General features: G+C 70.4%; 19 protein-coding genes. 14 read left to right on the forward strand and 5 right to left on the reverse strand.

The window, feature by feature from the left end:
• Positions 1 to 111 precede the first annotated feature (111 nt).
• The 8 genes from VPH61_RS03940 to VPH61_RS03975 all read left to right on the forward strand — a co-directional run bounded on the left by VPH61_RS03940 (position 112) and on the right by VPH61_RS03975 (position 8,773).
• Entirely contained in the window at positions 112 to 621 is a 510-nt protein-coding gene (locus tag VPH61_RS03940; RefSeq protein ID WP_332062207.1) for an ATPase, read from the forward strand.
• The gene (locus VPH61_RS03945) at positions 618 to 938 is read left to right on the forward strand and encodes an ArsR/SmtB family transcription factor (RefSeq protein ID WP_332062208.1); all 321 of its coding nucleotides are present in this window, start codon (positions 618 to 620) and stop codon (positions 936 to 938) included. The genes VPH61_RS03940 and VPH61_RS03945 overlap by 4 nt, the downstream gene beginning before the upstream one ends.
• Before the next feature lie 257 nt (positions 939 to 1,195).
• A complete protein-coding gene (locus VPH61_RS03950; protein ID WP_332062209.1) occupies positions 1,196 to 1,918 on the forward strand; it encodes a hypothetical protein in 723 nt (240 codons plus the stop codon).
• A gap of 68 nt (positions 1,919 to 1,986) precedes the next feature.
• Positions 1,987 to 3,387 carry a glutamyl-tRNA reductase gene (locus VPH61_RS03955; protein WP_332062210.1) on the forward strand — a complete coding sequence of 467 codons (1,401 nt, stop codon included), beginning with the start codon at positions 1,987 to 1,989 and terminating at the stop codon, positions 3,385 to 3,387.
• Between the two features lie 198 nt (positions 3,388 to 3,585).
• On the forward strand, positions 3,586 to 4,248 hold the full coding sequence (locus tag VPH61_RS03960) for a hypothetical protein (protein WP_332062211.1): 663 nt from the start codon (positions 3,586 to 3,588) through the stop codon (positions 4,246 to 4,248).
• Positions 4,249 to 4,383: 135 nt separating this feature from the next.
• On the forward strand, positions 4,384 to 5,079 hold the full coding sequence (locus VPH61_RS03965; RefSeq protein WP_332062212.1) for a GNAT family N-acetyltransferase: 696 nt from the start codon (positions 4,384 to 4,386) through the stop codon (positions 5,077 to 5,079).
• 118 nt (positions 5,080 to 5,197) lie between these two features.
• Positions 5,198 to 6,706, forward strand: coding sequence for an HNH endonuclease (locus VPH61_RS03970; protein ID WP_332062213.1), 1,509 nt, complete (start codon positions 5,198 to 5,200; stop codon positions 6,704 to 6,706).
• Between the two features lie 423 nt (positions 6,707 to 7,129).
• Positions 7,130 to 8,773 (forward strand): molybdopterin-dependent oxidoreductase, encoded by a 1,644-nt coding sequence (locus tag VPH61_RS03975; RefSeq protein ID WP_332062214.1) that lies wholly within the window; start codon positions 7,130 to 7,132, stop codon positions 8,771 to 8,773.
• 56 nt (positions 8,774 to 8,829) lie between these two features.
• Here the strand turns inward: VPH61_RS03975 and VPH61_RS03980 are convergent, their stop codons facing one another.
• Positions 8,830 to 10,215, reverse strand: a complete 1,386-nt coding sequence (locus VPH61_RS03980) for a glycine--tRNA ligase (RefSeq protein ID WP_332062215.1) — start codon at positions 10,213 to 10,215, stop codon at positions 8,830 to 8,832.
• 157 nt (positions 10,216 to 10,372) lie between these two features.
• Here VPH61_RS03980 and VPH61_RS03985 point away from each other — a divergent pair, with 157 nt between their 5' ends.
• The 5 genes from VPH61_RS03985 to VPH61_RS04005 all read left to right on the forward strand — a co-directional run bounded on the left by VPH61_RS03985 (position 10,373) and on the right by VPH61_RS04005 (position 19,211).
• The gene (locus tag VPH61_RS03985; protein WP_332062216.1) at positions 10,373 to 11,671 is read left to right on the forward strand and encodes an alpha/beta hydrolase; all 1,299 of its coding nucleotides are present in this window, start codon (positions 10,373 to 10,375) and stop codon (positions 11,669 to 11,671) included.
• Entirely contained in the window at positions 11,668 to 14,253 is a 2,586-nt protein-coding gene (locus tag VPH61_RS03990) for a rhomboid family intramembrane serine protease (RefSeq protein WP_332062217.1), read from the forward strand. Before VPH61_RS03985 ends, VPH61_RS03990 begins: the two co-directional genes overlap by 4 nt.
• Before the next feature lie 311 nt (positions 14,254 to 14,564).
• Complete coding sequence (locus tag VPH61_RS03995) at positions 14,565 to 15,725, forward strand: sugar phosphate isomerase/epimerase family protein (RefSeq protein ID WP_332062218.1); 1,161 nt, start codon at positions 14,565 to 14,567, stop codon at positions 15,723 to 15,725.
• Positions 15,726 to 15,805: 80 nt separating this feature from the next.
• The gene (locus VPH61_RS04000) at positions 15,806 to 18,580 is read left to right on the forward strand and encodes a PQQ-dependent sugar dehydrogenase (protein WP_332062219.1); all 2,775 of its coding nucleotides are present in this window, start codon (positions 15,806 to 15,808) and stop codon (positions 18,578 to 18,580) included.
• A 223-nt stretch (positions 18,581 to 18,803) separates the two neighbouring features.
• The gene (locus tag VPH61_RS04005) at positions 18,804 to 19,211 is read left to right on the forward strand and encodes an NUDIX domain-containing protein (protein WP_332062220.1); all 408 of its coding nucleotides are present in this window, start codon (positions 18,804 to 18,806) and stop codon (positions 19,209 to 19,211) included.
• Between the two features lie 86 nt (positions 19,212 to 19,297).
• Here the strand turns inward: VPH61_RS04005 and VPH61_RS04010 are convergent, their stop codons facing one another.
• The gene (locus VPH61_RS04010; RefSeq protein ID WP_442879048.1) at positions 19,298 to 20,638 is read right to left on the reverse strand and encodes an alpha-hydroxy-acid oxidizing protein; all 1,341 of its coding nucleotides are present in this window, start codon (positions 20,636 to 20,638) and stop codon (positions 19,298 to 19,300) included.
• 131 nt (positions 20,639 to 20,769) lie between these two features.
• Between VPH61_RS04010 and VPH61_RS04015 the strand changes: the two genes are divergently transcribed.
• Positions 20,770 to 22,383 (forward strand): alpha/beta fold hydrolase, encoded by a 1,614-nt coding sequence (locus VPH61_RS04015; RefSeq protein ID WP_332062222.1) that lies wholly within the window; start codon positions 20,770 to 20,772, stop codon positions 22,381 to 22,383.
• Here the strand turns inward: VPH61_RS04015 and VPH61_RS04020 are convergent.
• From VPH61_RS04020 to VPH61_RS04030, 3 genes are all read right to left on the reverse strand, one after another.
• Positions 22,356 to 22,880 carry a GNAT family N-acetyltransferase gene (locus tag VPH61_RS04020; protein WP_332062223.1) on the reverse strand — a complete coding sequence of 175 codons (525 nt, stop codon included), beginning with the start codon at positions 22,878 to 22,880 and terminating at the stop codon, positions 22,356 to 22,358. The two genes, VPH61_RS04015 and VPH61_RS04020, sit on opposite strands and share 28 nt — an antisense overlap.
• A 93-nt stretch (positions 22,881 to 22,973) precedes the next feature.
• Complete coding sequence (locus VPH61_RS04025; RefSeq protein ID WP_332062224.1) at positions 22,974 to 23,870, reverse strand: hypothetical protein; 897 nt, start codon at positions 23,868 to 23,870, stop codon at positions 22,974 to 22,976.
• A 125-nt stretch (positions 23,871 to 23,995) separates the two neighbouring features.
• Positions 23,996 to 24,904 carry a serine hydrolase gene (locus VPH61_RS04030; RefSeq protein WP_442879049.1) on the reverse strand — a complete coding sequence of 303 codons (909 nt, stop codon included), beginning with the start codon at positions 24,902 to 24,904 and terminating at the stop codon, positions 23,996 to 23,998.
• Between the last annotated feature and the right edge of the window lie 27 nt (positions 24,905 to 24,931).

Consider the following 24,931-nt stretch of genomic DNA (forward strand, 5'->3'; position numbering starts at 1 on the left):
TGAAGATCGGCGATCAGCCACAGCAGAAAAGTGCAACAAATCTGTTGCACTTCTTCCGAAGCAGTGCAACACTGAGGTTGCACATCGAACGCACACACACGAGGAGGACGCATGAACGGCACCACCGGATCACTCGACCGGATCGAACAGCAGATCGACATCGACGCCTCGGCGGAGCGCGTGTGGGAACTCGTCTCCACCGCGGGCTGGTGGATCAACGACGATCGCGTCGTCGAGCACCGCATCGAGGAGCAGGGCTCGCGCGTCGTCGTGCACGACGAGAAGTGGGGCGCGTTCACGCTCGGCATCGAGTCGCTGGATGCCCCGCGCTACGCGGCCTTCCGGTGGTTCAGCGCACCTCCGGCCGCCGCCGAACCCGACCCCGCGAGCGACGCGCTCACGTCGACGCTCGTCGAGTTCTGGGTCGAGGACCGCGACGGCGGTGTCGTGCTGCGTGTCGCCGAGAGCGGCTTCGAGGGGCTCGACCGCAGCGCCGAGGAGCGACGCAAGATGTTCGACGAGAACACCGAGGGCTGGGCCATCGAACTCGGGTTCGCGCGCGACCACCTCGCGAACGAGACCGTGGCTGGCCTCCCGGCCGACCTCCCCGCCGTGCGATGACGGTCGGCGTCGAGAGCCTGCCCGCCGCGTTCGCCGCCCTGGGCGACGACACGCGGTGGGCGCTCCTGCAACGACTCGGCACCGCGCCCGCGTCGGCGACGACGCTCGCGGCCGATCAGCCGATCAGCCGCCAGGCCGTCGCGCGGCACCTCGAGGTGCTGCGCGAGGCGGGGCTCGTCGAGACCGAGGTGCACGGCCGCGAGGTGCGCTACCGCGCGATCGGATCGCGTCTCAGCGCCCTCGCCCGCGACCTCGACGGCCTCGCCCAGGGTTGGGAGCGCCGACTGCGCACGATCAAGGCGGCCGCAGAGGGATAGGCGGCGCAGGCGGGCCGCGGGCGTCAGAACTGCCCGTGGCCCGTGCCTGCCGATTCGTTCGGAAGCCTTACATTCGCGCTCCCATCAGCGCTATGGTCGAGACGTTGTGCGCCCCCGAGCACGACGACGCGCGAGTTCCCAACCCGTGCGCCTCCGCATCCCACGGAGAATGACATGCCCCCACTGCACTGCTCGTACCCGCCCAGCCGAAACCGGTCGTCTCGAACGGCGTCGCCACGAACCGCGCGAGCCGAACGATGAACCCCGCGGCACCCCACCGCGCCGGCGTCACCTTCATGGTCGGCGCCGCCGCGGCGATCGTCATCGGCGCTCTGATCGCCGGCTCCGGCTTCCTCGACCGTGTCATGTTCCGGCTGCCCGAGATCCCCGGTGGCGAGCGCGTCGCCGTCGCCGTCGCCGTCGCCGCGCTGGGCACCGCGCTGGTCTGGCTGCTCGTGCGCCTCGGCGAGCTCGGCCGGGCGCGTTCCCGTCGCCGCGCGCTCGAGGCGAGCGTGCGCGGAGAGGTGAACTGCGGCATCCGTCGCCGTGAACTCGTCGCCCGCCTGAACGAGCTGACGGCCGACGACGCGAAGCAGATCAAGCTCGCCGCCCGCTACTCGATCGTGGCCGACGAACTCGGCGTCGCGTTCTGGAACGGCGGTCGCCGGCCACGGCGTGCCGCGCACTTCGCGTGGCGCGAGATCCGCGGCATCCGCAGCGACTCGATGGTCGCCGGCGAGACGGTGCTCTCCGTGCTCGTGCTGCGCGTGCGTCGCGGCGGCGTGAGCGTCGAGCTGCCGATCGTGCTCGCCGCCGAGCGCCCGGGTCGCTACGCGCTCTCCGACGCGCCGTTCTTCGCGGTCGTGCGCAGCTGGAAGGCCAAGCACCGCGAGGCGCTCGCCGCCGAGGGACTCGAGCTGCCGCCGCTCACCGCGCCGATCCAGATCATCCCGCAGAGCGCGGTGCTCGCCGGCCGCTGAGTCATCCTCGGGTTGCGCCCGGAGTCGCTCTGGGCGAACCCGGATTCGACGGCGAGTAGAATCCCTTCGTGCTGATCTGCCTCACCGCGAGTCACAAGAACGCCGGGTTCGACATGCTCGAGCGTCTTTCAGCGACCGCGGATGCCGCGGGCCCCCGCATTCGCAACGGCCATCCCGCCGTGCAGGGTGCCGTCGTCGTCGCCACCTGCAACCGCTTCGAGGCGTATCTCGACCTCGACGCCGCCGAGGGCGATTCGCCCGTGCCCGCCGTGCACGAGGCCATCCGCTCGGTGGGTGCCGTCGCCGGCCTCGAACCCGAAGAGCTGCGCTCGACGTTCGGCTTCGTGCACGGCAACGCCGTCGCCGGCCACCTCTTCGCCGTCGCCTCGGGCCTCGAATCGGTCGTCGTCGGCGAAGGAGAGATCGCTGGCCAGGTGCGCCGCTCGCTCGAACGCGCCCGCACCGAGGGCACCACCACGCCCGACCTCGAACGTCTCTTCCAGCGCGCCTCGCAGATCTCGCGCCGCGTCAAGAACGAGACCGGCATCGGCAACGAGGGCCGCTCGGTCGTGCGACTCGCGCTCGAGCTCGCTGAGAGCCGCATCACCGACTGGGCGGAGACGAAGGTGCTGCTCGTCGGCACCGGCCGCTTCGCGGGCGCCTCGCTCGCCGCACTCCGCGACCGCGGCGTCACCGACGTGCGCGTCTACTCCCCGTCGGGCCGCGCGGCGAAGTTCGCCGCGAGCCACGGCATCGAGGCCGTCGGGCGCCGCGAGGTCGCCGCCGCGGCCGCCGCCTCCGACGTCATCGTCACGTGCACGACGGCCGAGCACCACGTCGTCGACCGCGAGCTGCTCGAAGCGGGCAGGGCGGGATTCGCGGCATCCGCTGCCGGTTCGCCCGCTGCCGGTTCGCCCACTGCTGTTCGGCCGCTCGGTCTCGTCGCCGACCCGGCGGACGCGCCCGTCGAGCGCCAGCTCGTGATCGACCTCGGGCTCCCCCGCAACGTCTCCCCCGACGTCGTCGAGGTGCACGGCGTCGAGCTGCTCGACCTCGAGACGATCCGCATCCACGCCCCGCTCGAGGAGTTCGGTGCGACGGACGCCGCGCGTGCGATCGTCGGCGGAGCGGCCCGAGCCTTCGGCGAGGCCCGCGAAGAGCAAGATCTGGCGCCCGCCGTCGTCGCCCTTCGGCGCCACGTCTTCGACCTGCTCGACGGCGAGATCGAACGCGCCCGCTCGCGCGGCGACGCTGACGGACGCACTGAAGAGGCCCTACGCCACATGGCGGGCGTGCTGCTGCACACCCCCATGGTGCGCTCCCGCGAACTCGCGCGCGCCGGCGAGCAGCAGGCCTGGATCGACGGCATCGCCGCGATCTTCGGCGTCACCCCCGCAGCGGATGCCGCCGCGCCCGCGTCGGAGGCACGCGATACGCTTCCAGGCGATGCACGAGAACAGCACGCCTGACCTCTTCGACCGGCCGGGTGCCGCTCGAGCAGGGGCCTGCCCACCCTCGGCTCATTCGCCGAACCGAGTCGGCGCGCGGCGATCGGTTGTCGGTGCTGAGCGCTAGGTTCCACGCATGACTGGAGTACTCGACGCTCACCGATGCACATGGCAGCAGACCGCCGCGGACCTGAGGGGGAACCGCCGATGAGCCGGTCGATGTCTCGTGTCGGCTGGCGCACCGCACTCCTCGACCACCGCAACGCGGTCCTCGGCATCGTCAGCGGCGTGCTCGGCGTTGTGGCCGCTGCCGGCGGAGTCTGGGGAACTGTCGCCACCGCGAGCTACAACGCCTCAAGCAATGCGCTCGCTGGCTCCGAGCGCCAGCTCGCCATTGCCGAAGCTGAGCTCACAGAGGCGAATGCTGCGATCGATGCGCAACGAGAGACCATCTCCACCCTCCGTGCCGACAACGCCGATCTACAGGCCCTGGTTTCACCGACAATCGACCTCAGGGCGATACCGAACATCCGCACAAGCGGGCGAATCACGCTCGCCGACGATGGTGATTCCATCGATCTCGACTCGACAGCGCCCAACTTCGGCGCCGGCATCGAGGGCTATTCACCGTTCTCGCTCAAGTACCGAAACTCCACTCTCGTCGCGGGCTATAGCCTGTCGATGCTCCAGCTCCGCGAGGGCACGGCAGGCTACGAAATGTGCGCGGTCGCGACCGGGTACCGACCTGCCGAGCGGATCGAACCCCACACCCTGCAGTCCGGCACGACCTGTCTCCGACTTTCACCGAAGCGATTCGCGACGGTGGTGACCGAACGGTACGACGAGGCATCCGTCGATCTCACGATCGTCGTGTGGGAGTAGACCGTCCACCGCGGGCCTCGTCACCACGCCTTCCCAGGCTCTTGAGACGTGCCCGCTGCCGTGGACGTCGGCGGGCGATGCCCCGAAAGCGGATGTCCCGGCGCGCGTCAGGGGTTCGCGCTACGCTTCTCCGCGATGCACGAGAACGCCACGCATGACCTCGCGACCACCACGACCGAACTCGATCGCGCCGCTGCGGCGGCTGCCGACGGGCCACCCGCGCTGCGGTTCCCGTTCGATGCGGCCGCGCTGACCGAGACGCCGATCAGCACGGAGCGTCTCGTGCTGCGGCCGCTCGAGGCATCCGACGCCCCTGATGTCTTCGAGTACCAGCGCATCCCCGAGGTGCTCAGGTACCTGCCGTGGCCCGAGCGCGATCGCGCCGAGGCCTACGAACACACGGCGAAGCGCGCCGCCGCACGCGTACTCGAAGGCGATGGCGACTTCTTCGTGCTCGCGATGACGCTGCCCGGTGAGCGGTCGGTCGCCGATTCGGCCCGCGATCGGGTGATCGGCGACATGATGGTGCGCGTCTCGAGCGCCAAGCACGCACAGCTCGAACTCGGCTGGGTCGTGCACCCCGACTACCAGGGCAAGGGCTACGCTCGCGAGGCGGCCGTCGCGATCAGGGACTTCGCGTTCGAGACGCTGCACCCGCACCGCATCCAGGCGTTCCTCGACGCGCGCAACGCGGCATCCGCCGGACTCTGCGAGCGACTCGGCATGCGACGCGAGGCGACGATCCTCGAAGAGCAGTACAACGACGGCGAATGGCAGGACACGGCGTTGTACGGCGTGCTGCGACGGGAGTGGGCGGCCGGTCGGGGGTAGGGCTTCCTTCCCTCGCTCCCTCCCCTCGCGTCGACGCTCATCACCACTTTCTCCACAGACTTATCCACAGACTGTGGAACATACGTTCGAATGTCGGCCGTCCGCGAGACAATGGTACATGGCCGAAGCGCTCCCCGACTTCAGCGGTCTGACCGCTCTGATGTCGTCGTGCGCACCCTCTTCGAGCACCTTCAGCGCACTCGACGATCGCGCCCTCGTCGAGGTGGTCGAGGCCATCACCTCGCTCCGGCACGAGGTCGAGCGGGCGCAGGCGCTCGCGGCCGCCGAGGTCGTGCGCCGCTCGAAGGTCGCCTTCGGACTCCAGGGGCTCGCCCAGCGCACCGGGCATGCGAACGCGGGTGACCTGCTGCAGTCGATCACGCACTCGTCGAAGCGTGACACCAACACACTCATCGGCGTCGGGCGCATGGTCGCCGAGACCGAAGCGGCAGCTGAGCTCGAACGAGCACGGCGCGATGATCCCGAGCTCGCCGCGCTCGCGCCGGCACCGGTCGCGCCATGGTTCTCGGCGTTGAGCCGTGCCGTGGCGAGCGGTGCGCTCACCGTTACGGTCGCCGATGCGATCCGTTCCGGGCTCGGCGAGCCCGGCGCAGATGCCGACGATTCGGCACTGGCGTCGGCGCTGGCGTCCGTCCTCGCGAGCATCTCGGCCGAAACCCGAGGTCTGCATGCCGACGCAGCCCGTCGCCTCGCTCGCCAGGCGCGCGATCGCATCGACGCCGCCGGCGTAGCCGCTCGAACCGAGCACCAGCGTGCCCGCGCGTTCTGGCGAGTGTGGGTGAAGCCCGACGGCATGGTCAGGGGCGAGTTCGAACTCGACGCCGAGAGCGGCATGCTCGTCAAGGCGGTGTTCGACCAGCTCACTCATCCTCGCCGCACGGCTGCGCCCGTGCGGCGCAGCTTCGGCGATCCCGCGTGCGGCGATGCGGCCTTCGCCGACGCGCGTGCCGAGCGGGAGCGCGACGCAGCCGAAGGGCTCGTGCAACTGCTCCGCGCCGGCGCGAGCGTCGACCCGACTCGCCTGCTCAACGACAAGAAGCCGTCGGTCCGGATCGTCGTGAACGCCGACTCACTCAGCACGGGCGAGGGCTCGGGTGCCATCGAAGGCCACCCCGATCGCATTCCGCTCGCCGACATCCGCACGGGGCTCTGCGAGGGCTATCTGCCGATCCTCTTCGATGCCGACGGCGCCTGCCTCGACCTCGGCCGCGACGAGCGACTCTTCACCAGCAAGCAGAAGGCTGTGCTCGCGGTGCGCGACGGCGGCTGCATGGATCCCGAGTGCACGCGTCCGCCGTCGTGGACCGAGGCGCACCACATCGACCACTGGCAGCGCGACGACGGGCGCACCGATATCGCCGATGGGATCCTGCTCTGCCGAAGAGATCACCTCAGGTACCACAACCAGGGGTGGGAGGTTCGGCGAACCGGCACGAACTACTGGCTCATACCGCCGGCCGGCGTCGACCCAGAGCAGACGCCGAGGCTGATGCGACCGAAGACACCCGCCGACCTCATCAACCCGGTCGATCCGACGCGGCTCGACCCGGCACCGGTCCGAAGAAGCCCGAGCGAGCTTGAACGAGTGCTTTCCGTCGCGGGGTAGAACCTCGCGGGGTAGAACTCCGTCCAATTCGGCTCAGCCCGGCGAGCGCACAGACACTCGAGCGCGCCGTGAGCCGTCCGCGCCTGAGTCGCGCGCCTCAAGGTCGCGAGCGAGGGGCACGACGGTCTGAGAAGGACGCCGGGCGCTCGAGCCCGGCGAGCGCACAGAGACCCGAGCACGCCGTGAGCCGGCTGCGCCTAAGTCGCGCGCCTGAAGCCGGGCGCGAGCGAGGGGCACGACGGTCTGAGAAGGACGCCGGGCGCTCTCCACCGATCGAGCCGGCAGTCTGCACTCGGCGCCTCGCCGAGGCACGGGTCGAGGGCGACCTCGAATCGATGGAGGTACCGGACAATCCGAACCCGGCTCGGCGGCGAACACCCTGTAGCGGGTCGTTCGCGTGCCTGCCGATGCGGAGGTCGTGCGATGAACGATGGACCCAGCAGATCGAGGCGGCCCAGCCGAAGCTTCTGGTGGTGGGCCGCGATTGCGGGCATCGTGAGCGCGGGCGCCTTCCTCGCCGTGGCCGAACTCGTCGCCCTCGCCGTCGCTCGCGACGGCAGCCCGATCCTCGCGGTCGGCTCGTTCGTTATCGACATCGTGCCGCAGCCCTTCAAGGAGTTCGCGATCGCCACGTTCGGCGAGAACGACAAGCCGGCCCTGCTCGCCGGACTCGGACTCGCCGTTGTCGTCGCGGCGGCGATCGCCGGGGTGCTGCAGCTCCTGCGGCCCCCGCTCGGCGTCGTCACGATGGTCATCGCCGGGACGCTGTCGGTGGCCGCAATCGTGACGCGCGCCGGCGCGACACCGCTGGCCTTCGTACCGCCCGTCGTCGGCAGCGTCACCGGCAGCATCCTGCTCCTCGTGCTCGCGCGTCGGCTGCGTGCGTGGCGTGAGGCCGACGCATCGGCGTCCTCCACAGCTCCGGCTCCCGGCGTCCCGGCCGACCCGGCCGACCCGGCAGTCCCGGCCGACCCGGCCGATCGACGCCCTGAGCCCGGCCTCGACCGTCGCGTGTTCTTCCGGATCGCGGCCATCTCCGCGGCATCCGCGCTCATCGTCGGCGTCGGGGCTCGCGTTGCGACCGCGACGACCTCGTCGATCGCGGCCATCCGCCGGGCGCTGAAGCTGCCGGCCCCGCGGTCGACCGTCGTGATCCCGGCCGGCGCCGAGCTCGACATCCCGGGCATCAGCCCGCTCGTCACGCCGAACGCGGACTTCTACCGGGTCGACACCGCGCTCGTCGTGCCATCGGTCGATCCCGCGGCGTGGCGACTGACCATCGACGGCATGGTCGACCGCCGCATCGAGCTCGGCTTCGACGACCTCGTGAACATGGGGCTCGACGAGTACGCCGTCACGCTCACATGCGTCTCGAACGAGGTCGGGGGCGAGCTGCTCGGCAACGCGATCTGGCTCGGCGTGCCGGTGCGCGAGGTGTTGCGGCTCGCGTCGCCGACGACTGAAGCCGACATGGTGCTCTCACGCAGCGTCGACGGGTTCACCGCGAGCACGCCACTCGAGTCGCTCACCGACGACGGCCTCGACGCCATCCTGGCGGTCGGCATGAACGGCGAGCCACTGCCGCTCGAGCACGGTTTCCCGGTGCGCATGGTCGTGCCCGGCCTCTACGGGTACGTCTCGGCCACCAAGTGGCTCACCGAGCTGAAGGTCACCAGGTTCGACGCCGACGAGGCGTACTGGACCCCGCGCGGCTACAGCGCGAAGGCCCCGATCAAGCTCTCGTCGCGCATCGACACCCCCCGCATCGTCACGGCCGTCACGGCCGGCCCGACCACGATCGCCGGCGTCGCGTGGGCGCAGCCCGTCGGCATCGAACAGGTCGAGGTACGGGTCGACGACGGGGCCTGGCAGCAGGCGACCCTCGCGACCCCGATCAGCGGCGACACGTGGGTGCAGTGGTTCCTCGAATGGGAGGCGACCGCAGGCAACCACTACCTCACCGTGCGAGCGACCGACAAGAACGGCACCTTGCAGACCGAGGCTCTCGCCCCGATCGCCCCCGACGGCTCGACCGGCTGGCAGCGCCTGCTCATTCGAGTGAGCTGAGCGGATGTCTCGGGGCCGGTCACGACCGGCCCCGCGACGCGCGTGGCAACGCGGCGCTAGGCGCCGATGAGGCGTGCAGCCAGGAAACCCTCGAGCTCGGCGAGCGGAACGCGCACCTGCTCCATGCTGTCGCGCTCGCGCACGGTCACGGCGTTGTCATCGAGCGAATCGAAGTCGACCGTGATGCAGAACGGCGTGCCGATCTCGTCTTGACGACGGTAGCGACGCCCGATGGCACCGGCGTCGTCGAAGTCGACGTTCCAGTGCTTGCGCAGCGACGCGGCGACCTCACGAGCGAGCGGCGACAGCTTCTCGTTGCGGCTGAGCGGCAGCACGGCGGCCTTCACCGGCGCGAGACGCGGGTCGAGACGCAGCACCGTGCGGGTGTCGACACCGCCCTTCGCGTTCGGCACCTCTTCGACGTCGTAGGCGTCGACGAGGAAGGCCATGAGCGAACGGGTGAGACCGGCCGCGGGCTCGATCACGTACGGGATCCAGCGCTCGTTCTTCGACTGGTCGAAGTACGACAGCTCCTTGCCCGAGTGCTCCGAGTGGGTCTTGAGGTCGAAGTCGGAGCGGTTCGCGACGCCCTCGAGCTCGCCCCACTCGCCGCCGGTGAACCCGAAGCGGTACTCGATGTCGACGGTGCGCTTCGAGTAGTGCGACAGCTTCTCTGCGGGGTGCTCGAATCGGCGCAGGTTCTCGGGGTCGACGCCGAGGTCGACGTACCAGTTCCAGCGGTAGTCGAGCCAGTACTCGAACCACTCGTCGTCGGTGCCGGGCTCGACGAAGAACTCGAGTTCCATCTGCTCGAACTCACGGGTGCGGAAGATGAAGTTTCCGGGCGTGATCTCGTTGCGGAACGACTTGCCGATCTGGCCGATGCCGAACGGCGGCTTCATGCGCGCGGCCTGCAGCACATTCGCGAAGTTCGTGAAGATGCCCTGCGCCGTCTCGGGGCGGAGGTACTGCAGCCCCGACTCATCCTGAACCGGGCCCAGGTAGGTCTGCAGCATCATGTTGAAATCGCGAGGCGGGGTCCACTGACCGCGGGTGCCGCAGTTCGGGCAGGCGATGTCGGCCATGCCGTTCTCGGGCACGCGCCCCTTCTTCTCTTCGAAGGCCTCGAGCAGGTGATCTTCGCGGAATCGCTTGTGGCAGTGCAGGCACTCGACGAGCGGGTCGGTGAAGACGCCGACGTGCCCGGAGGCGATCCAGACCTGCTTCGGCAGGATGACGCTCGAGTCGAGGCCGACGACGTCTTCGCGGCCGGTGACCATGTACCGCCACCACTGCCGCTTGATGTTCTCCTTCAGCTCGACGCCGAGGGGCCCGTAGTCCCACGCGGATCGGGATCCGCCGTAGATCTCGCCGGCCTGGAAGACGAAGCCCCGGTGCTGGGCGAGGGCGATGACGGATTCGAGACGGCTGGGTGCGGCCACGGTGGCTCCAATGGTCCTGGGGATCGGGCGAGCTGTCGAAATCGGCGTGAAGCCGGAAACCGACACGGTGTCACCATCCTACGGGCGGGTGCGACCACGAACGAGCGCGCGGTCGGTACGCTGTGCCCATCACGACCATGGCCGAGGGGGCGACGGTGTGGATCTGATCTGGGAACTGAACGTGATCGACGGGCCGTTCGTGCTCGCGGTGTACGGGCTCGCGGCACTCGTGTTCGTCTACCTGCTCTTCCGGGGCCCAGGCTGGGCGTGGGTGCTGACCGTCATCGTGCTGCTCGTCGTCGGCGCGCTCATCGGGGTCGCCGTGCTCTGGATCGGCGTCAACGTACTCGATGCGTTCGGCGGCCCCGTCGACGACTCGGCCTGGATCTGGGTGCCCGCGGCGTTCGCCGGCATCACGATCGCGATCTGGAACCTCTGGCACTCGCGGTGGTGGCGCAAGCTCATCGCGCTCCTCGCGATCCCCCTGTTCGCGGCGACCGCGGCCTTCGGCGTGAACGCCGCGTACGGCCTGAACCCCACGCTCGGATCGATGCTCCACATCTCGACGGCCGACACGGTCGACCCGCCCGTTCCCGACCCCGCGACGATCGCCGACCCGGCCGAGCCGCTGTACGCGACGTGGACCCCGCCGCCCGACCTCCCCGAGACCGGCGTGGTCGGCATCGTGCAGGGCGGCGTACCGAACACGGTGTCGGGTTTCGAGGCCCGGCCCGCGCAGATCTACCTGCCGCCGGCAGCGCTCGTGACGGATGCCCCGCGCCTCCCCCTCGTCGTCATGATGATGGGCCAGCCCGGCGACCCCGACGCGAGCTTCATCGGCGAGGTGCTCGACGAGTTCGCCGCCGAGCACGACGGGCTCGCGCCCATCGCCCTCGTGATCGACCAACTGGGCGACCCGTCCGACGACCCGCTCTGCCTCGACAGCGAGCTTGGAAAGGTCGAGAGTTACGTCATGCAGGACGTCGTGCCGTGGGCGAGGGCGCGACTCGGCGTGCTGCAGGGCCCGCGGTTCACGACCGTCGCCGGGTACTCGAACGGCGGCGGCTGCGCCGCCTACTTCGGTGCGAAGTACCCCGAGGTGTTCGGCAACCTGCTCGCGGTCTCCCCCGTCGAGTACGCGGGCGCGGAGCATCCCGACGAGACGCTCGCCGAGATCTTCGGCGGCGACCAGTTCGCCTACGACCTCGTGAAGCCCGCGAACATCATGGCCGCGAAGGCCCCCTACGCCGACTCGGCCGCCATCTTCACGGTCGGCGAGCACGACCTCGCCTTCGTGAGCGGCACCGAACGACTGGCGGATGCCGCGACCACCGCCGCCATGCAGACGACACTGTTCCTCGTGCCCGGGGCCGACCACGACGTGGTGGCGCTCACGGGCGGACTCGAGAAAGGCTTCGACGTGCTCTCACCCAGGCTCGGACTGTCGGCGCCATGACCGAGACGACCGAACACAGCGACGCCGCCGCCGGCGCCGAAGATGCAGTGCCGAGCGGACGGCTCCGCTCCACGGGGCAGGCGCTCGGTGCGTTCATGCGCCGCGTTCCCTTCAGTATCACGGTCGCGGTGCTGCTCGTCGTGACGGCGCTCGTGACGGGCACCTTCTTCGGCGCGGCATCCGATCAGACGACCGGCACCTGGGCCGCCGGCGTGATCACGACGATCGACGGCCGGCAGTGGTGGACCGTCGCGACCGCGCTCGTCATCCCGTTCGACCCCTTCCAGCTCGTGTTCGGCGTGCTCGCGGCGCTCGTGCTGCTCGGCGTCGCTGAACGGCGCATGGGCACCTGGCGCACGGTCGTCGCGTTCCTCGTGACGGGAGCACTCGGCGTCGCGATCGGCACCTGGCTGCAGTGGATCGGCTCGCTCGCCGGCGAATGGTGGGCGTCGGGCACCGCCGCCGACCTGACTCTCGACCCGCTCGCCGGCATCGTGGGCGCGCTCATCACGGCGACGGCGTTCATGGGCCGGCTCTGGCGCCGCCGCATCCGTGTCGTCGCGCTCGCCTTCATCCTCGTGTTCGTGCTCTACGACGGCGACTCGTCGAATGCGTACCGCCTCGTCGCGGCGATCGCCGGCTACCTCCTCGGCGCCGTGTTCACCCGTGACGCGTCGACCCTGTCGGCCAGGCGCAGCTCGCACCGCGAGACCCGCACGCTCATCGCCGCCGTCGTCGCGGTGACCGCCGTCGGCCCGATCGTCGCGTTCGTGAACCGCTCCGAGCTCACGCCCTTCGCCTTCGGCTCGTACCTCTACGCCGACGAGCCGCTCGAGCTCGCCGCCGTGATGGCGACGTGCGGCGGCGAGGCCGCCACCGCCGCGGCCGCGGCCACGTCGCAGTGCACCGCCCAGCTCGCGCTCCTCAGCGCGCAGGGGTTCGGCATGTTCCTGCTCTCGTTCGTGCCGGTGCTGCTCCTGCTGCTCGCCGCGTGGGGGCTCCGGCACGGCCGGCGATTCGCCTGGTGGCTCGCGATCGGCGTGAACGCCGCGATCCTCCTCTTCGCCCGCACAGCCTTCGACGTCACGGTGACGACCGCCGACGTCGAGGACGGCACGTGGACGGTGTTCGATCTCGGCGAGCTGATCGTCTGGGCCCTCGCGGTGCTCGCCCTGCCGATCGGCATCATCATCATGCTGATCGTCACGAGACGGCACTTCCGGATCCGGGCGCCGCGCGACGCGGCCGCTCGGTTCGCCGGCGTCGTGGGCGGCGCCTTCCTCGTGTTCGCCGGCCTCTACCTGGTGACCGGTCTCGCGACGGTCGGCGAGTACTGGCCCGCCGCGACCGGGTGGGACGTGCTGCTCGACACGCTGAAGCGATTCGTGCCGCCGCACTTCCTCGCCGTCGTCGACCCGATCGTGCTGCCGGGTCACGACCTCACGGGCTTCCTCGCCCAAGCCGTCGGCCCCGTCTTCTGGGCGGTGTTCATCGGCGCGGCGATCCGCCTCATGTCGCGCACCGGCACCGCGGCGAAGACCGCCGAGGACGCCCGGCTCCGCGAGCTGCTGCATCGAAACGGCGGCGGCACGCTCGGATTCATGGCGACCTGGCCGGGCAACACGGCGTGGTTCGGCGCCGACGGCGACTCAGCCGTGGCGTACCGGGTGATCAGCGGCGTGGCCATCACGATGTCCGACCCCATCTGTCCGGCGGGTGAGGGCGGCCGCGTCATCCGCGAGTTCGCCGCGTTCTGCGACGCGAACAGCTGGGTGCCGGTCTTCTACAGCGTGCACCCCCAGTACCTGCCCGTCTTCGACGAGCTCGGCTGGCAGCACATGTCGGTCGGCGAGGAGACGCTCGTGCGAACGGCCGGCCTCGAACTGACCGGCAAGCCGTGGCAGAAGGTGCGGCAGGCGCTGAACCGCGGCATCAAGGAGGGCATGACGACGGTCTGGACGACCTGGAGCGAACTGCCGCTCGCGACCGTCGCGGAGATCAACGCGATCTCCGAGGAGTGGGTCGCCGAGAAGGAGCTGCCCGAGATGGGCTTCACGCTCGGCGGCATGGAGGAGCTGAAGGACCCCGAGGTGCGCCTCATGCTCGCGGTCGGGCCCGACGGCCGGCTGCAGGCCGTGACGAGCTGGCTGCCCGTGCACCGCGACGGCGCCGTCATCGGCTGGACGATCGACTTCATGCGCCGTGCCGACGGCAGCATGAACGGCATCATGGAGTTCCTCATCGCCTCGGCGGCGCTGCACATGAAGGAGTCCGGCGCGGAGGTGCTGAGCCTCTCGGGCGCCCCGCTCGCGACGAAGCCGCTCGCGCCGGGAGAGACCCCGCCCGCGCCGACCGTCATGACGCGGCTCCTCGACTTTCTCGCCACGACGCTCGAACCGGCCTACGGGTTCTCGTCGCTGTTCAGGTTCAAGGCGAAGTTCAACCCCGAGTACGAGACCATCTCGATGGCCTACCCCGACCCGCTCGCCCTGCCGGCGATCGGGCTCGCGATCGGCAGGGCCTACCTGCCGGAGGTGTCGCCGGCCGAGGCCGTCGCCCTCGTGAAGACGCTCACGAAGTAGCAGTCGCCCAGCACGTCGAGCGGATGCCGCAGCCAGCCGCCACTCGCGGCGAACCTGTCTTTTGTGCAACGAAACTTTCGCCGGATGACTGACAAAAGAATACCGTATAGCATCCGTCTTTCGCTTGACCCGTCGGCAAGATGTGGCGTACCGTTCGAAAAAGAACGCCGGTCGGGATTCACGGTCGGCGGGCTTGGGGGCGTGAAGACCGGTGCGAACCAGGGCATCGCGCATCCATGCGAGGCGCGGTTCGGCGCGAAGTGGCGACGGTGCCCTGTCTCGATCCATCCCTCTTCATGCAAAGGAGCATCATGGAAGATCTCATCGATCGCGACGACAACCCCGAGCTGGGCCGGCGCCTCGGCCTCTCCCGGCGACAGCTGCTCGCAGCGACGACCGGCATGGCCGCGGCCGCCGCACTCGGCGCGGCGGCCTTCGGAGGCGGACCGGCTCACGCCGCCACCCGCGGTGCCGCCGTCTCCGGCGGCGCGAAAGCAGCCGGCAACGGCGTGCTCCTGCCCCCGGGCAAGCGCGGCATCATCCTCTACACCGTGCGCGACGCCATCTCACGCGACCCGAACACGACCGACCTCGCGTCGGGCTTCAAGGAGGTCTTCCAAGAGCTCTCACGTATCGGCTACAAGCAGATCGAGTTCGCCGGCTACAACCAGCACGCGAACGCCGAGGGCGGCAACGTCAACAACGTCGCGGGCGCCCACCTGCTTCGCGCGTGGCTCGACGACAACGGGCTCGAGGCCGAGGGCAACCACGGCAACATCCCGGGGACGATCAGCGACGCGACGATCGCCGCGTTCGACGCCCAGTGCGAGGTCGCGAACATCCTCGGCTTCGGCCACATCGGCACCGGCGGCGACCCGACGAACAGCGCGTTCGTCGCCGACTGGGAGCTCGCTGCCGAGCGCTGGAACTTCTTCGGCGAGCGCGCGGCGTCGCACGGGCTCAAGCTGTACACGCACAATCACGACATCGCGTACAGCTTCCTGCTCGACAGCGGTCCGCTCGATGCGCTCGGCCGGCCGACACGCTCCAGCGGCATCCGTCGCCTGGAGCACTTCCTGGCGAACACCGACCCGAGCTACGTGTACCTCGAGATGGACGTCTACTGGGCGCACGTGGCGCAGTACAAGCACCGCAGCTTCACCGCACCCGACGGCACCGTGGTCGAGAGCCTCTTCGACCCGGCCGGCGTCGTCTCGGCGCAGTCCACTCGGTTCCCGCTGTTCCACACGAAGGACGGGCGCATCAACACGGCGACGCCGAACGGCTACGACATGGTTCCGTTCGGCCAGGGAGACATCGACTACACGACGTTCTTCCAGCGCATCGGCGCCAAGGGCTACCACAACTCGATGTGGGAGCAGGACACCGCCCCCGGCGGCGGCGCGAACCCCGGCCAGTCGCTGGCGTTCGCGCAGGTCGCGTACGACGGCATGGCCGCGCTCCGCGGCTAGCGCACACTGCCCCGGGCCAGGCCGTAACCCGGCCCGGGGCATTCCTCGTTCCAGCACACCCCTCTTCCAAGGAGACATCCATGTCCAGATCCAGAATCCGGTTGGGCGCACTCGTGCTCAGCGGACTGCTGGCGGCCACATCGCTCACCGTGAGCGCCGGGGCCGCTGCCTTCGCACATGACGGCGAGGACCACGGCGACGAGGTCAGCGCCACCACGTGGGCCAACTACGAGCGCGTGACGCTCACGCGAGACGTCGGCGAGCCGATCGACCTCGCGGTGCTGCCCGACTCGCGCGTGCTGCACACGACCCGCAAGGGCGAGGTGCGACTCACCGATCCCGCCCAGGGCACCACCTCGGTCGTCAACACGATCGACGTCTACGCGAACTCCGAAGACGGACTGCAGACGATCGCCCTCGACCCCGCCTTCGAGGAGAACGGCTGGGTCTACCTCTACTACGCGCCGCGCACGATGACCGCGCCCTACCCGGCGACGACGCCCACGGGGTCGGCGCCGAACACGCTGCCGGCCGGCGCGGACGAGAGCTACTGGAACCAGTGGAAGGGCTACAACCAGCTCAGCCGCTTCCAGTGGAACGTCGAGACGAACTCACTCGACCTCGCGAGCGAACAGGTGATCATCACGGTCGAGGTGCAGCGCGGCCAGTGCTGCCACGTCGCCGGTGACATCGCCTTCGACAACGACGGCAACCTGCTGCTCGCCACGGGCGACAACACGCCGGCGAGCACGCCCGGCGCCAACGGGTACGCGCCGAACAACGACCGCATCGGGTACAACCCCGGCCTCGACTCGCGTCGCGGCGCCGGCAACTCGAACGACCTGCGCGGCAAGATCCTCCGGATCGACGTGCAGGACGACGGCAGCTACACGATTCCCGCGGGCAACCTCTTCGCTGCGGGAACCGAGAAGACCCGCCCCGAGATCTACGTCATGGGCGTGCGCAACCCGTTCCGCATCGACTACGACCCCGTCACGAGCGCCCTCACGTGGGGCGACTACGGCCCCGACGCGGGCACGGCGAGCGACCTGCGCGGCCCCATGGGCTACGTGGAATGGCAGAGCACGACGAAGCCGATCAACGGCGGCTGGCCGTACTGCCACGGACCGAACGCGAACTACAACGACTGGGACTACGAGACGCTCACCCAGGGCGACTGGTTCGACTGCGCTGCCGGCCCGACGAACACCTCGCGCCACAACACCGGCCTGACGCAGCTGCCCGCCGCGACGGCGCCGCAGATCTGGTACGGCGACCAGGTCACGCATCAGCCGTGGCCCGAGCTCGGTGCCGGCGGACAGGCCCCCATGGGCGGCCCGACCTATCGCTACGACGAGGAGAACGCGTCGACGACGAAGTTCCCCGAGTACTGGAGCGGCAAGACGTTCATGGCCGAGTTCTCACGTGACCGCATCTTCGCCTTCAGCCAGGAGGACCCCGACGGCGAGGTGACGAAGATCGAGGACTTCCTGCCGAACGCCTCGCTGAACGCGGCGGGCATGCCCCCGTGGGACAACGTGATCGACTTCGAGTTCGGCCCTGACGGGTCGCTCTACGTGCTCGACTACGGCGACGGCTTCTTCCGCCCCAACCCCGACGCCGGCCTCTACCGGGTCGACTACGTCGAGGGCACGAAGGGTCCGCGCGTCGATCTCGACGCCTCGGTGACGTCGGGCCAGGGCCCGCTCGAGGTCGACTTCTCGGCCGCGAACAGCACCCACCCCGACGGCCTCGCGCTCAGCTTCGCGTGGGACCTCGAGGGCACCGGCACCTTCACCGACGGCGCAGCCGAGATCAGCCACACGTACGCAGCCGACGGCCAGTACACGGCTCGCGTGCGGGTCACCGATTCCAGCGGGCGCGTAAGCCTCGCATCGGTCGTGATCACGGTCGGCAACACCGCCCCGACGATCGAGATCGTGACTCCCGAGAACGGCTCGTTCGCCGACTGGGGCGACACCGTCGCCTTCGAGGTGAAGGTCACCGACCCGGAAGACGCGACGATCGACTGCTCGCGCGTGAACTGGAGCTACGCCCTGGGTCACGACAACACGCACGCCCACCCGCTGTTCACCGGCACGGGCTGCACGGCCGAGATCGAGATGCAGGAGGAGGCCGGCCATGGCGAGACCGAGAACATCTACGCCCAGATCGGCGCCTCGTACACCGACGGCGGCAGTGCAACGGCACCGGCGCTCTCGGCCGATGACGTGACGCTGCTGAACCCGCGTGAACTGCAGGCCGAGCACGCCGACGCGAAGGGCGGCGAGACCACGATCGTCGACGACGAGACCGCTCGCGCCTTCCGCAAGGTCACCTCGTTCGACGCCGGCGACTGGCTGGCGTACGACCCGGTGAACCTCGTCGGCATCACGGGCGTCGAAGCGCGCGCGGCCGGCACCGGCTCGCTCTCACTGCGGTGGGGCAGCGCCGACGCCGAGCCGTTCCTGACGATCGACGTCGCGAGTGCGGGCACCGAGTGGGTGGAGGCATCCGCCCCGCTCGTGACCGTGCCCGAGGGAACCGACCGGCTGTACGTGACGAGCACGGGCGGAGTCGACCTCGACCAGCTCGAGTTCACCACGTCGGCGGGCGACATCCGTGCGCTGCTCGGCAGCCTCGACGACGACGGTCGCATCACGCACGGCGCGGCAGCCTCGTTCGGTGACGTGCTGGCCGAGGTCGACGCGGCCCTGGCCGCCGGCGACACCACCGCGGCGATCAGCCGGCTCGAGTTCATCGTCACGCAGGTGCCGAACCGCATCCGCACCGACGCCGAGGCGGCGGCGCTCGTCATCCGCGCGGCCGAGGCGGTGATCGCCGACCTCCGATAGCGCCGCTGCGCTGTACCCGGGAGCCCCGGTCCGCCTCGGCGGGCCGGGGTTCTCGCACGCCCGGCCGCGGGTTCTCGCACGCCCGGCCGGAGACGGCGCGTTCCGGGCCGCACCCGTAACGCGCGACCCGGAACACTGTGCCACCCCTCTTCCAGAAAGGCAGGCCACTCAGGCTACACCGCGGCCTCGCCGGTCGTCTGGCCCACGTTCTAGGGTTGAACGGATGCCTCAACTCACCGATCTCCGCGTCGCCGCCATCGCCCTCGTGCGCGATCGCCTCGTGCTCATGGTCACCGCCCGGGACCGCGACGTCTACTACATGCCGGGCGGCAAGATCGACGACGGAGAGACCGCCGCCGAGGCCGCCGCCCGAGAAGCCCTCGAAGAGGTCGCCCTCGTGCTCGACCCCGCAGAGCTCGTGGAGCTCTTCGAGGTCGTCGCGGCCGCGCACGGCGAGCCCGACGGCCGACTCGTGCGGATGCGCGTCTTCCGCGCCGAGACGGATGCCGCGCCGCTCGCCTCGGCCGAGGTCGGCAGCCTGCACTGGGTCACGACGGCCGACATCGATCGCTGCCCGCCGGCCGGCGCCGAGGTGCTCGAACGACTCGCCGCGGCCGGGCTCATCGACTGAGCGTCGCCGGTCGAATCGGCGCGGTCGAGCAGTGCAGTCGGGCTGACGAGCGAGCCGGCACGGTCGAGCCGGCACGGTCGACGTGCTCACACCGCGCGCAGCGAGCCCGGCCCGATCTCCGCGACCGAGCGGTGCCCCGCGAGGCCGAGCGTGAGATCGAACTCGGCGATGTGGTTGCGCACCACCTCGCGCACGCCTGAGGCACCGGCGAGCGCGAGTCCGTAGACGTACGGGCGGCCGATGCCGACGGCCGTGGCGCCGAGCGCGAGGGCGATGAACGCGTCGGCCCCGCCCCTCACGCCGCTGTCGAGGACGACGGGCACGCGCCCGCCCACTCGTTCGACGACACCGGGCAGGGCGTCGAGGCTCGCGACGGAGTCGTCGACCTGCCGGCCCCCGTGGTTCGAGACGACGATGCCGTCGACGCCGTGATCGAGCGCCTGCGACGCGTCATCCGGATGCAGCACGCCCTTCAGGAGCACCGGCAGCTTCGTCCACTCGCGCAGCCGCGCGAGGTCACCCCAGGTGAGGGCGGGGTTCGAGAACACGTCGAGGAACGTCTCGATCGCCGCCCGCGGCAGCGGCGAACGCAGCGCCGCCCGCACGCCGCCGTCGACGAGCGGGGTCTTGGCTCCGGCGCGCGCGATGGAGAACGCCGAGGCGAGCAGCTTCGGGGTGACTTTCGGACGGGCTCCGCCGCCCGCGCCCGCGGCGACCCGCTGCCGCACGAGCTCGGCGAAGACGGGGTCGCTCGTGTACTGGGCGATGCCCTGCCCGCGCGTGAACGGCAGGAACGCGGCGTCGAGGTCGCGCGTGCGCCAGCCGAGCAGGTGCGTGTCGAGCGTCACGACGATCGCCTCGCAGCCGGATGCCTCGGCACGACGCACGAACGAGGCGTTGAGCTCGTCGGAGGCGCTCCAGTACAGCTGGAACCACCGCGACCGCGACCCCATCGCGGCGGCGACCTCCTCCATCGGGCGCGAGGCCTGGTTCGACAGGACGTAGGGCACGTCGAGCGCCGCGGCGGCCCGGCCGACCGCGACATCCGCTTCGGAGTGCGCCATCTCGGCGACGCCGATCGGCGAGAGCACGAACGGCGTCGCACGCCTTCGGCCGAGCAGTTCGATCGAGAGGTCGCGCTCGGAGACGTCGCGGAGCACTCTCGGCCAGATCTGCCAGCGCGCGAAGCCCGCGCGGTTGGCCGCCATCGTGGCCTCGGCGCCCGCCCCGCCGGCGAGATAGGCGAAGGCCTCGGCCGAGACGGCCTTGCGTGCGGCTCGCTCGAGCTCGCCGAGGTCGACCGGCACCGATGGGCGGATGCCCGAGAGCCCGGCCCGATACACCTCGGATTGCACGTCCCTCGCGAACCCTCGCGGGCCGGAGGGCGGCGCGGTGGGTGCCGGTGCACTGGAGGCGGGCTCCGGCATGCTGGACGCTGGTACCGGCTCGCCGGACTCGGCAACTGGCTCGCTGACCATCGACTCGCTCCTTCGCTGTGTCGGTGAGTGACAGCGTAGCCTCGGCGCGGCGGCCGGCACGGCTCTCGTAGACTGCGGGAATGTCGACGACCGTCGAGTTCCGCAGTGGCGAGTGGGTCACGCTCATCACCCGCACGGGCGCCGACACCGGCCCCGGGTACGTGCTCGTGCACGGCATCGGCATGGCGCACGAGTATTGGTCGGATGTCGCCGAGGCGCTCGGCCGCTCGGGCACCGTCTACGCCCTCGACCTGCCGGGCTTCGGCGAGGCGCCCGCACCCGAGCATCCGCCGTCGATGGCTGCCGCGGGCGACATGCTCGCCGAACTCGTGCGCAGCGAGGGCATCGAACGGCCCGTGCTCATCGGCCACTCCGCCGGCGCGCAGGTCGTGGCCGAGGCTGCTGCGCGGCATCCGCAGCTCTTCGATCGCATCGTGCTGATCGGGCCGACCGTCAACCCTCGCGAACGATCGGTGGGCAAGCAGGCCGCACGACTCGCGCAGGACCTCGTGCTCGCCCATCCGAAGGTGCTCGGCATCGGCCTCGTCTCGTACGCGAAGGCCGGCCTCGGCTGGTACCTCGAGGCGCTCGGCCCTGTGATGCAGCACCGGATCGAGGAGACGCTGCCGCGGATCCCGGCGCAGACACTGGTGATCCGCGGCGAGCGCGACCGCATCGCGCCCCGCTACTGGGCGGAGCAGGTCGCGTCGCGCGTGCAGCGCGGACGACTCGTCGAGGTGCCGGGTCGCGGTCACGAGACGATGATCACCGCGGGCCCGAGGGTGGCCGACCTCATCGCCCGGCACGCCCGCGGCGAGGCGGTCGGGCATGAGGTGGTGCGCACCGAGTCGGCCGTGCGCAGCAGGGAATCCGTGCAGCCCGATGCCCCGATCGCGAGCCGCGCGACGGTCGCCGATGCCCCCGCCCGGCTCTCACCGCTCGCGGCAGCGGGATGGTGGGCGCTCGACTACCTCGACGCGGTGCGCCAGCACCTGCGCGTGCTGGCGTTTCCGAAGACCCCGCGGCGCTGGTCGACCGGTGACGCCGACAAGCCGACGGTGCTGCTGCTGCCCGGCGTCTACGAGCACTGGTCGTTCATGGCACCGCTCGGCGACGACCTCAACCGGCACGGCTACCGCGTGCAGGTCGTGCACGGCCTCGGCGCGAACCTGCTCGGCATCTTCGAGACGGCAGCACGCATGACCCGTGCGCTCGAGCGGACCCGGACTCCGGCGGCGGGGTTCGTGATGGTCGCGCACTCGAAAGGCGGCCTGGTCGGCAAGCGGATGATGCTCGGCGATGCCGATCGACGGCTCGGGCTGCTCGGCGTGGTCGCCATCGCCACCCCGTTCGGCGGCTCCCGCCTCGCGCGCTACCTGCTCGACCCCGGGCTGCGGGAGTTCCTCCCCGACGGGGCGACCATCATGGAGCTCTCAGACGCCGCATCGATGAACTCGCAGATCGTCTCGGTGTTCGGCACCTACGACCCGCACCTGCCCGAGGGCAGCGTGCTCGCCGGCGCGACGAACGTGCAGGTGCCGGTCGCCGGGCACTTCCGCATCCTCGCGGCGCCCGAGACCTTCGCGGCGGTCATCGCCGGCGTGGCATCGCTGTCGGAGTCGGCGACGACTCCGGCCACTCCGTTGCCGACGACGGCGCAGTCCGATCAGAGCGCTTCGAACGGCGCCGCGTAGCGGAACGCACCGCGGTGCTCATCGCCGGCGTTCGTGAGGCGGAGGGCCTGGAAGTACGCACCCCACGCCGGCTCGGGCGAGTCGACGCCGAGCTCGGAACCGGCGACGAAGCCGAAGCGGCCGTAGTAGGCGGGGTCGCCGAGCAGCACGAGCAGACCTTCGCCGTGTGCCTCGGCCATGCGGATCGTCTCGCACACGAGCGCGGAACCGATGCCGTCACGCTGGCGTTCGGGTGCGACCGCGATCGGCCCGAGTCCGAGCACCGGAGTCGTCGCGTCTACCGTGCCGCGGGTGCTGATGCAGTAGCCGACGATCTCGCCGTCGAGTTCGGCGACGAGCGTGAGGTGGGGCAGCATCGCATCGGAATCGAGGAGCGCCGTGTTCAGCCCGACCTCGATCGGCGGCTCGGCGGCCGACGATGCGGGCGTGGCGAACGCGGTCGCGAGAAGAACGTCGACCGCTGCACGGTCACCAGGTTGCATCGCTCTGATGTGCACGTCGAGAGCGTACACGTCTCAACCGTCGCGGCCGTCGGGAATGCGAAACGGGGGCGGTGCCGCGTGGCACCGCCCCCGTTCACTCGTCGCGGATCAGCGCTGGGCGGCGCGAACGCGACGCGTCACGATAAGCGCGCCGGCGCCGAGCACCAGGAGCGCGAGCGCCGCGAATCCGGCGCCGAGCTCGACACCCGTCTCTGCGAGCGCAGGTCCGGACGTGGCCGAGGTCGTGCTCTCGCCGGCCGGAACCACCGGAGCGGCGACGACGGGGGCTTCGCCCTCGATGAAGCGGCCCGTCACGTCGCCGCTGAAGTAGTAGGCGAGGACGTCGCCGACCTGGGCGCCAGGGATCGTGACGGTAACAGTGCCCGCGCCCGCTGCGTCAGCGACAGTCTCCTGCAGACCGGCGAAGTCACCGACCGGCTCGCCGTCGCGGAGGAGCTGGAACCCGTAGTAGACGGGCTCATCGGCACGGAAGCCCGCGAAGTTCGCAGTGAGACCGGCGGCGAGCTGATCGGGCGAAACCACCTGTGCGAGGCTGACGGTGGGCTCCGGCACGTCCGACTCGGTGATCGTCAGCGCGACGGCGTTCGACACGAGCCATTCGGTGCCATCGAGCTGCTGCCTCGCGCCCACGGAGACCCGGGGGTAGTCGGACTCGCTCGTGACCGGAGCATCACGGGTCGGGACGACCTGCGCATCGATCGCACCCGCGGCATCGGGCGTCACGGTGACCTCGTAGAGGGTCTCGCCCGATGAAGGGCCGAGGGAAACGCCGACCGACACCGTCACGTCACCGGTGCCGACGAAGCCGGTGCCCGCGATGTGGAAGCCCGCACCCCACTCGCCCGCAGGGAACGAGGTGGTGTCGACCGTGATCACCGGAGCGTCGGCCGCCTGAGCCGGAGCGGCGGCGAGCAGGCCGGCGAGGGGAAGCGCGACGACTGCGGCGATGGCAGCCGCTCGGACTCGCAAGGAGATGGGACGCATGCGTGGTGGCGCCTTTCGAGGGGAAGGTTGTGTGAGAGAGAAGCCTCTCCGCAGTACCGTACCAAACGGACACCACCCTCCGTATGGGGAGGACTCCCCATGCCCGCGCCGCAGCCGGGATGGGCTCAGTGCACGTACTCGAGCAGGTCGAGCCCGACCTGGCGCATGCCGTCGAGCACCGCGAGACGCGAGGAGATCATCGTGTCGGCGTAGTACATCGACACGGCGTACGAGACGCTCGCGCGCGGGCCCCGGAGCACGCCCACCTCGCTGCGCACCCCGCCGTCGGTGCCGGTCTTGTTCATGAGCAGCACGTTGTGATCGGGGGTGCGGTGCGCAAGGGGGTCGAGCCCGAAGGCGCTCGCGACCATCGAGAGGTCGGCGTTCAGCGAGAGCCATCCGACGACGCGCTGCGACACTTCGGGCGAGACGATCTCGCCGCGGGCGAGCGAGGCGAAGAGCCAGGTGAGCTCCTTCGCCGACCCGATCGAGAGCTGCGGTGCGTCGTCGGGTCCGCGGTGGTCGCGCACGAGGTCGAGCAGCGCCGTGCGCGTCAGGCCGAGCGCCTCCGTGCGCGCACGCACCGCCTCGAGGCCGACGTGGCGGATGAGCACGTTCGTGGCGAGGTTGTCGCTCGTGGCCCCGATGAGCGCCGCGAGATCGGCGAGCGGCAGCGAGGGCGACTGCATGTGCTGCCAGATGCCCGAATCGCCGACGGCGTCGCGGGGCGCCCGGTCGAGCACCGTGAACGCCTCGCTGCTGTCGCCCACGAGCCGCGACGCGACCTCGACGAGCAGCAGCACCTTGCCGATCGACGCCGTCGGCATGACGACGTGGTCGTCGACGGAGAAGAGCACCTTGCCGGTCGCGAGGTCGGTCGCCCGAGCGGAGACCTGCACGCCCGCGAGTGCGAGCTCGCCGAGCGCGTCGAACCCGCGGGCGAAATTCTCGCCCGCCTCTTCGGTGCGATGCTTGCCGCGCCGGAGATCGCTATGCCGTGCACGCCGCTCCGAACCCTGCGACGACGTCACCACGGTGCTCCCACGGCCTTCCTCTGACAG

It is taken from the genome of Agromyces sp. CCNWLW203 (genome assembly GCF_036576125.1).
GTDB lineage: Bacteria > Actinomycetota > Actinomycetes > Actinomycetales > Microbacteriaceae > Agromyces.

What these genes read in the sequence shown, in the direction of transcription:
- VPH61_RS03940 (WP_332062207.1), top strand. Translation starts at nt 112, where the DNA reads ATGAACGGCACCACCGGATCACTCGACCGGATCGAACAGCAGATCGAC.
- VPH61_RS03945 (WP_332062208.1), top strand. Translation starts at nt 618, where the DNA reads ATGACGGTCGGCGTCGAGAGCCTGCCCGCCGCGTTCGCCGCCCTGGGC.
- VPH61_RS03950 (WP_332062209.1), top strand. Translation starts at nt 1,196, where the DNA reads ATGAACCCCGCGGCACCCCACCGCGCCGGCGTCACCTTCATGGTCGGC.
- VPH61_RS03960 (WP_332062211.1), top strand. Translation starts at nt 3,586, where the DNA reads ATGTCTCGTGTCGGCTGGCGCACCGCACTCCTCGACCACCGCAACGCG.
- VPH61_RS03965 (WP_332062212.1), top strand. Translation starts at nt 4,384, where the DNA reads ATGCACGAGAACGCCACGCATGACCTCGCGACCACCACGACCGAACTC.
- VPH61_RS03970 (WP_332062213.1), top strand. Translation starts at nt 5,198, where the DNA reads ATGGCCGAAGCGCTCCCCGACTTCAGCGGTCTGACCGCTCTGATGTCG.
- VPH61_RS03975 (WP_332062214.1), top strand. Translation starts at nt 7,130, where the DNA reads ATGAACGATGGACCCAGCAGATCGAGGCGGCCCAGCCGAAGCTTCTGG.
- VPH61_RS03990 (WP_332062217.1), top strand. Translation starts at nt 11,668, where the DNA reads ATGACCGAGACGACCGAACACAGCGACGCCGCCGCCGGCGCCGAAGAT.
- VPH61_RS03995 (WP_332062218.1), top strand. Translation starts at nt 14,565, where the DNA reads ATGGAAGATCTCATCGATCGCGACGACAACCCCGAGCTGGGCCGGCGC.
- VPH61_RS04000 (WP_332062219.1), top strand. Translation starts at nt 15,806, where the DNA reads ATGTCCAGATCCAGAATCCGGTTGGGCGCACTCGTGCTCAGCGGACTG.
- VPH61_RS04005 (WP_332062220.1), top strand. Translation starts at nt 18,804, where the DNA reads ATGCCTCAACTCACCGATCTCCGCGTCGCCGCCATCGCCCTCGTGCGC.
- VPH61_RS04010 (WP_442879048.1), bottom strand. Translation starts at nt 20,638, where the DNA reads ATGCCGGAGCCCGCCTCCAGTGCACCGGCACCCACCGCGCCGCCCTCC.
- VPH61_RS04015 (WP_332062222.1), top strand. Translation starts at nt 20,770, where the DNA reads ATGTCGACGACCGTCGAGTTCCGCAGTGGCGAGTGGGTCACGCTCATC.
- VPH61_RS04025 (WP_332062224.1), bottom strand. Translation starts at nt 23,870, where the DNA reads ATGCGTCCCATCTCCTTGCGAGTCCGAGCGGCTGCCATCGCCGCAGTC.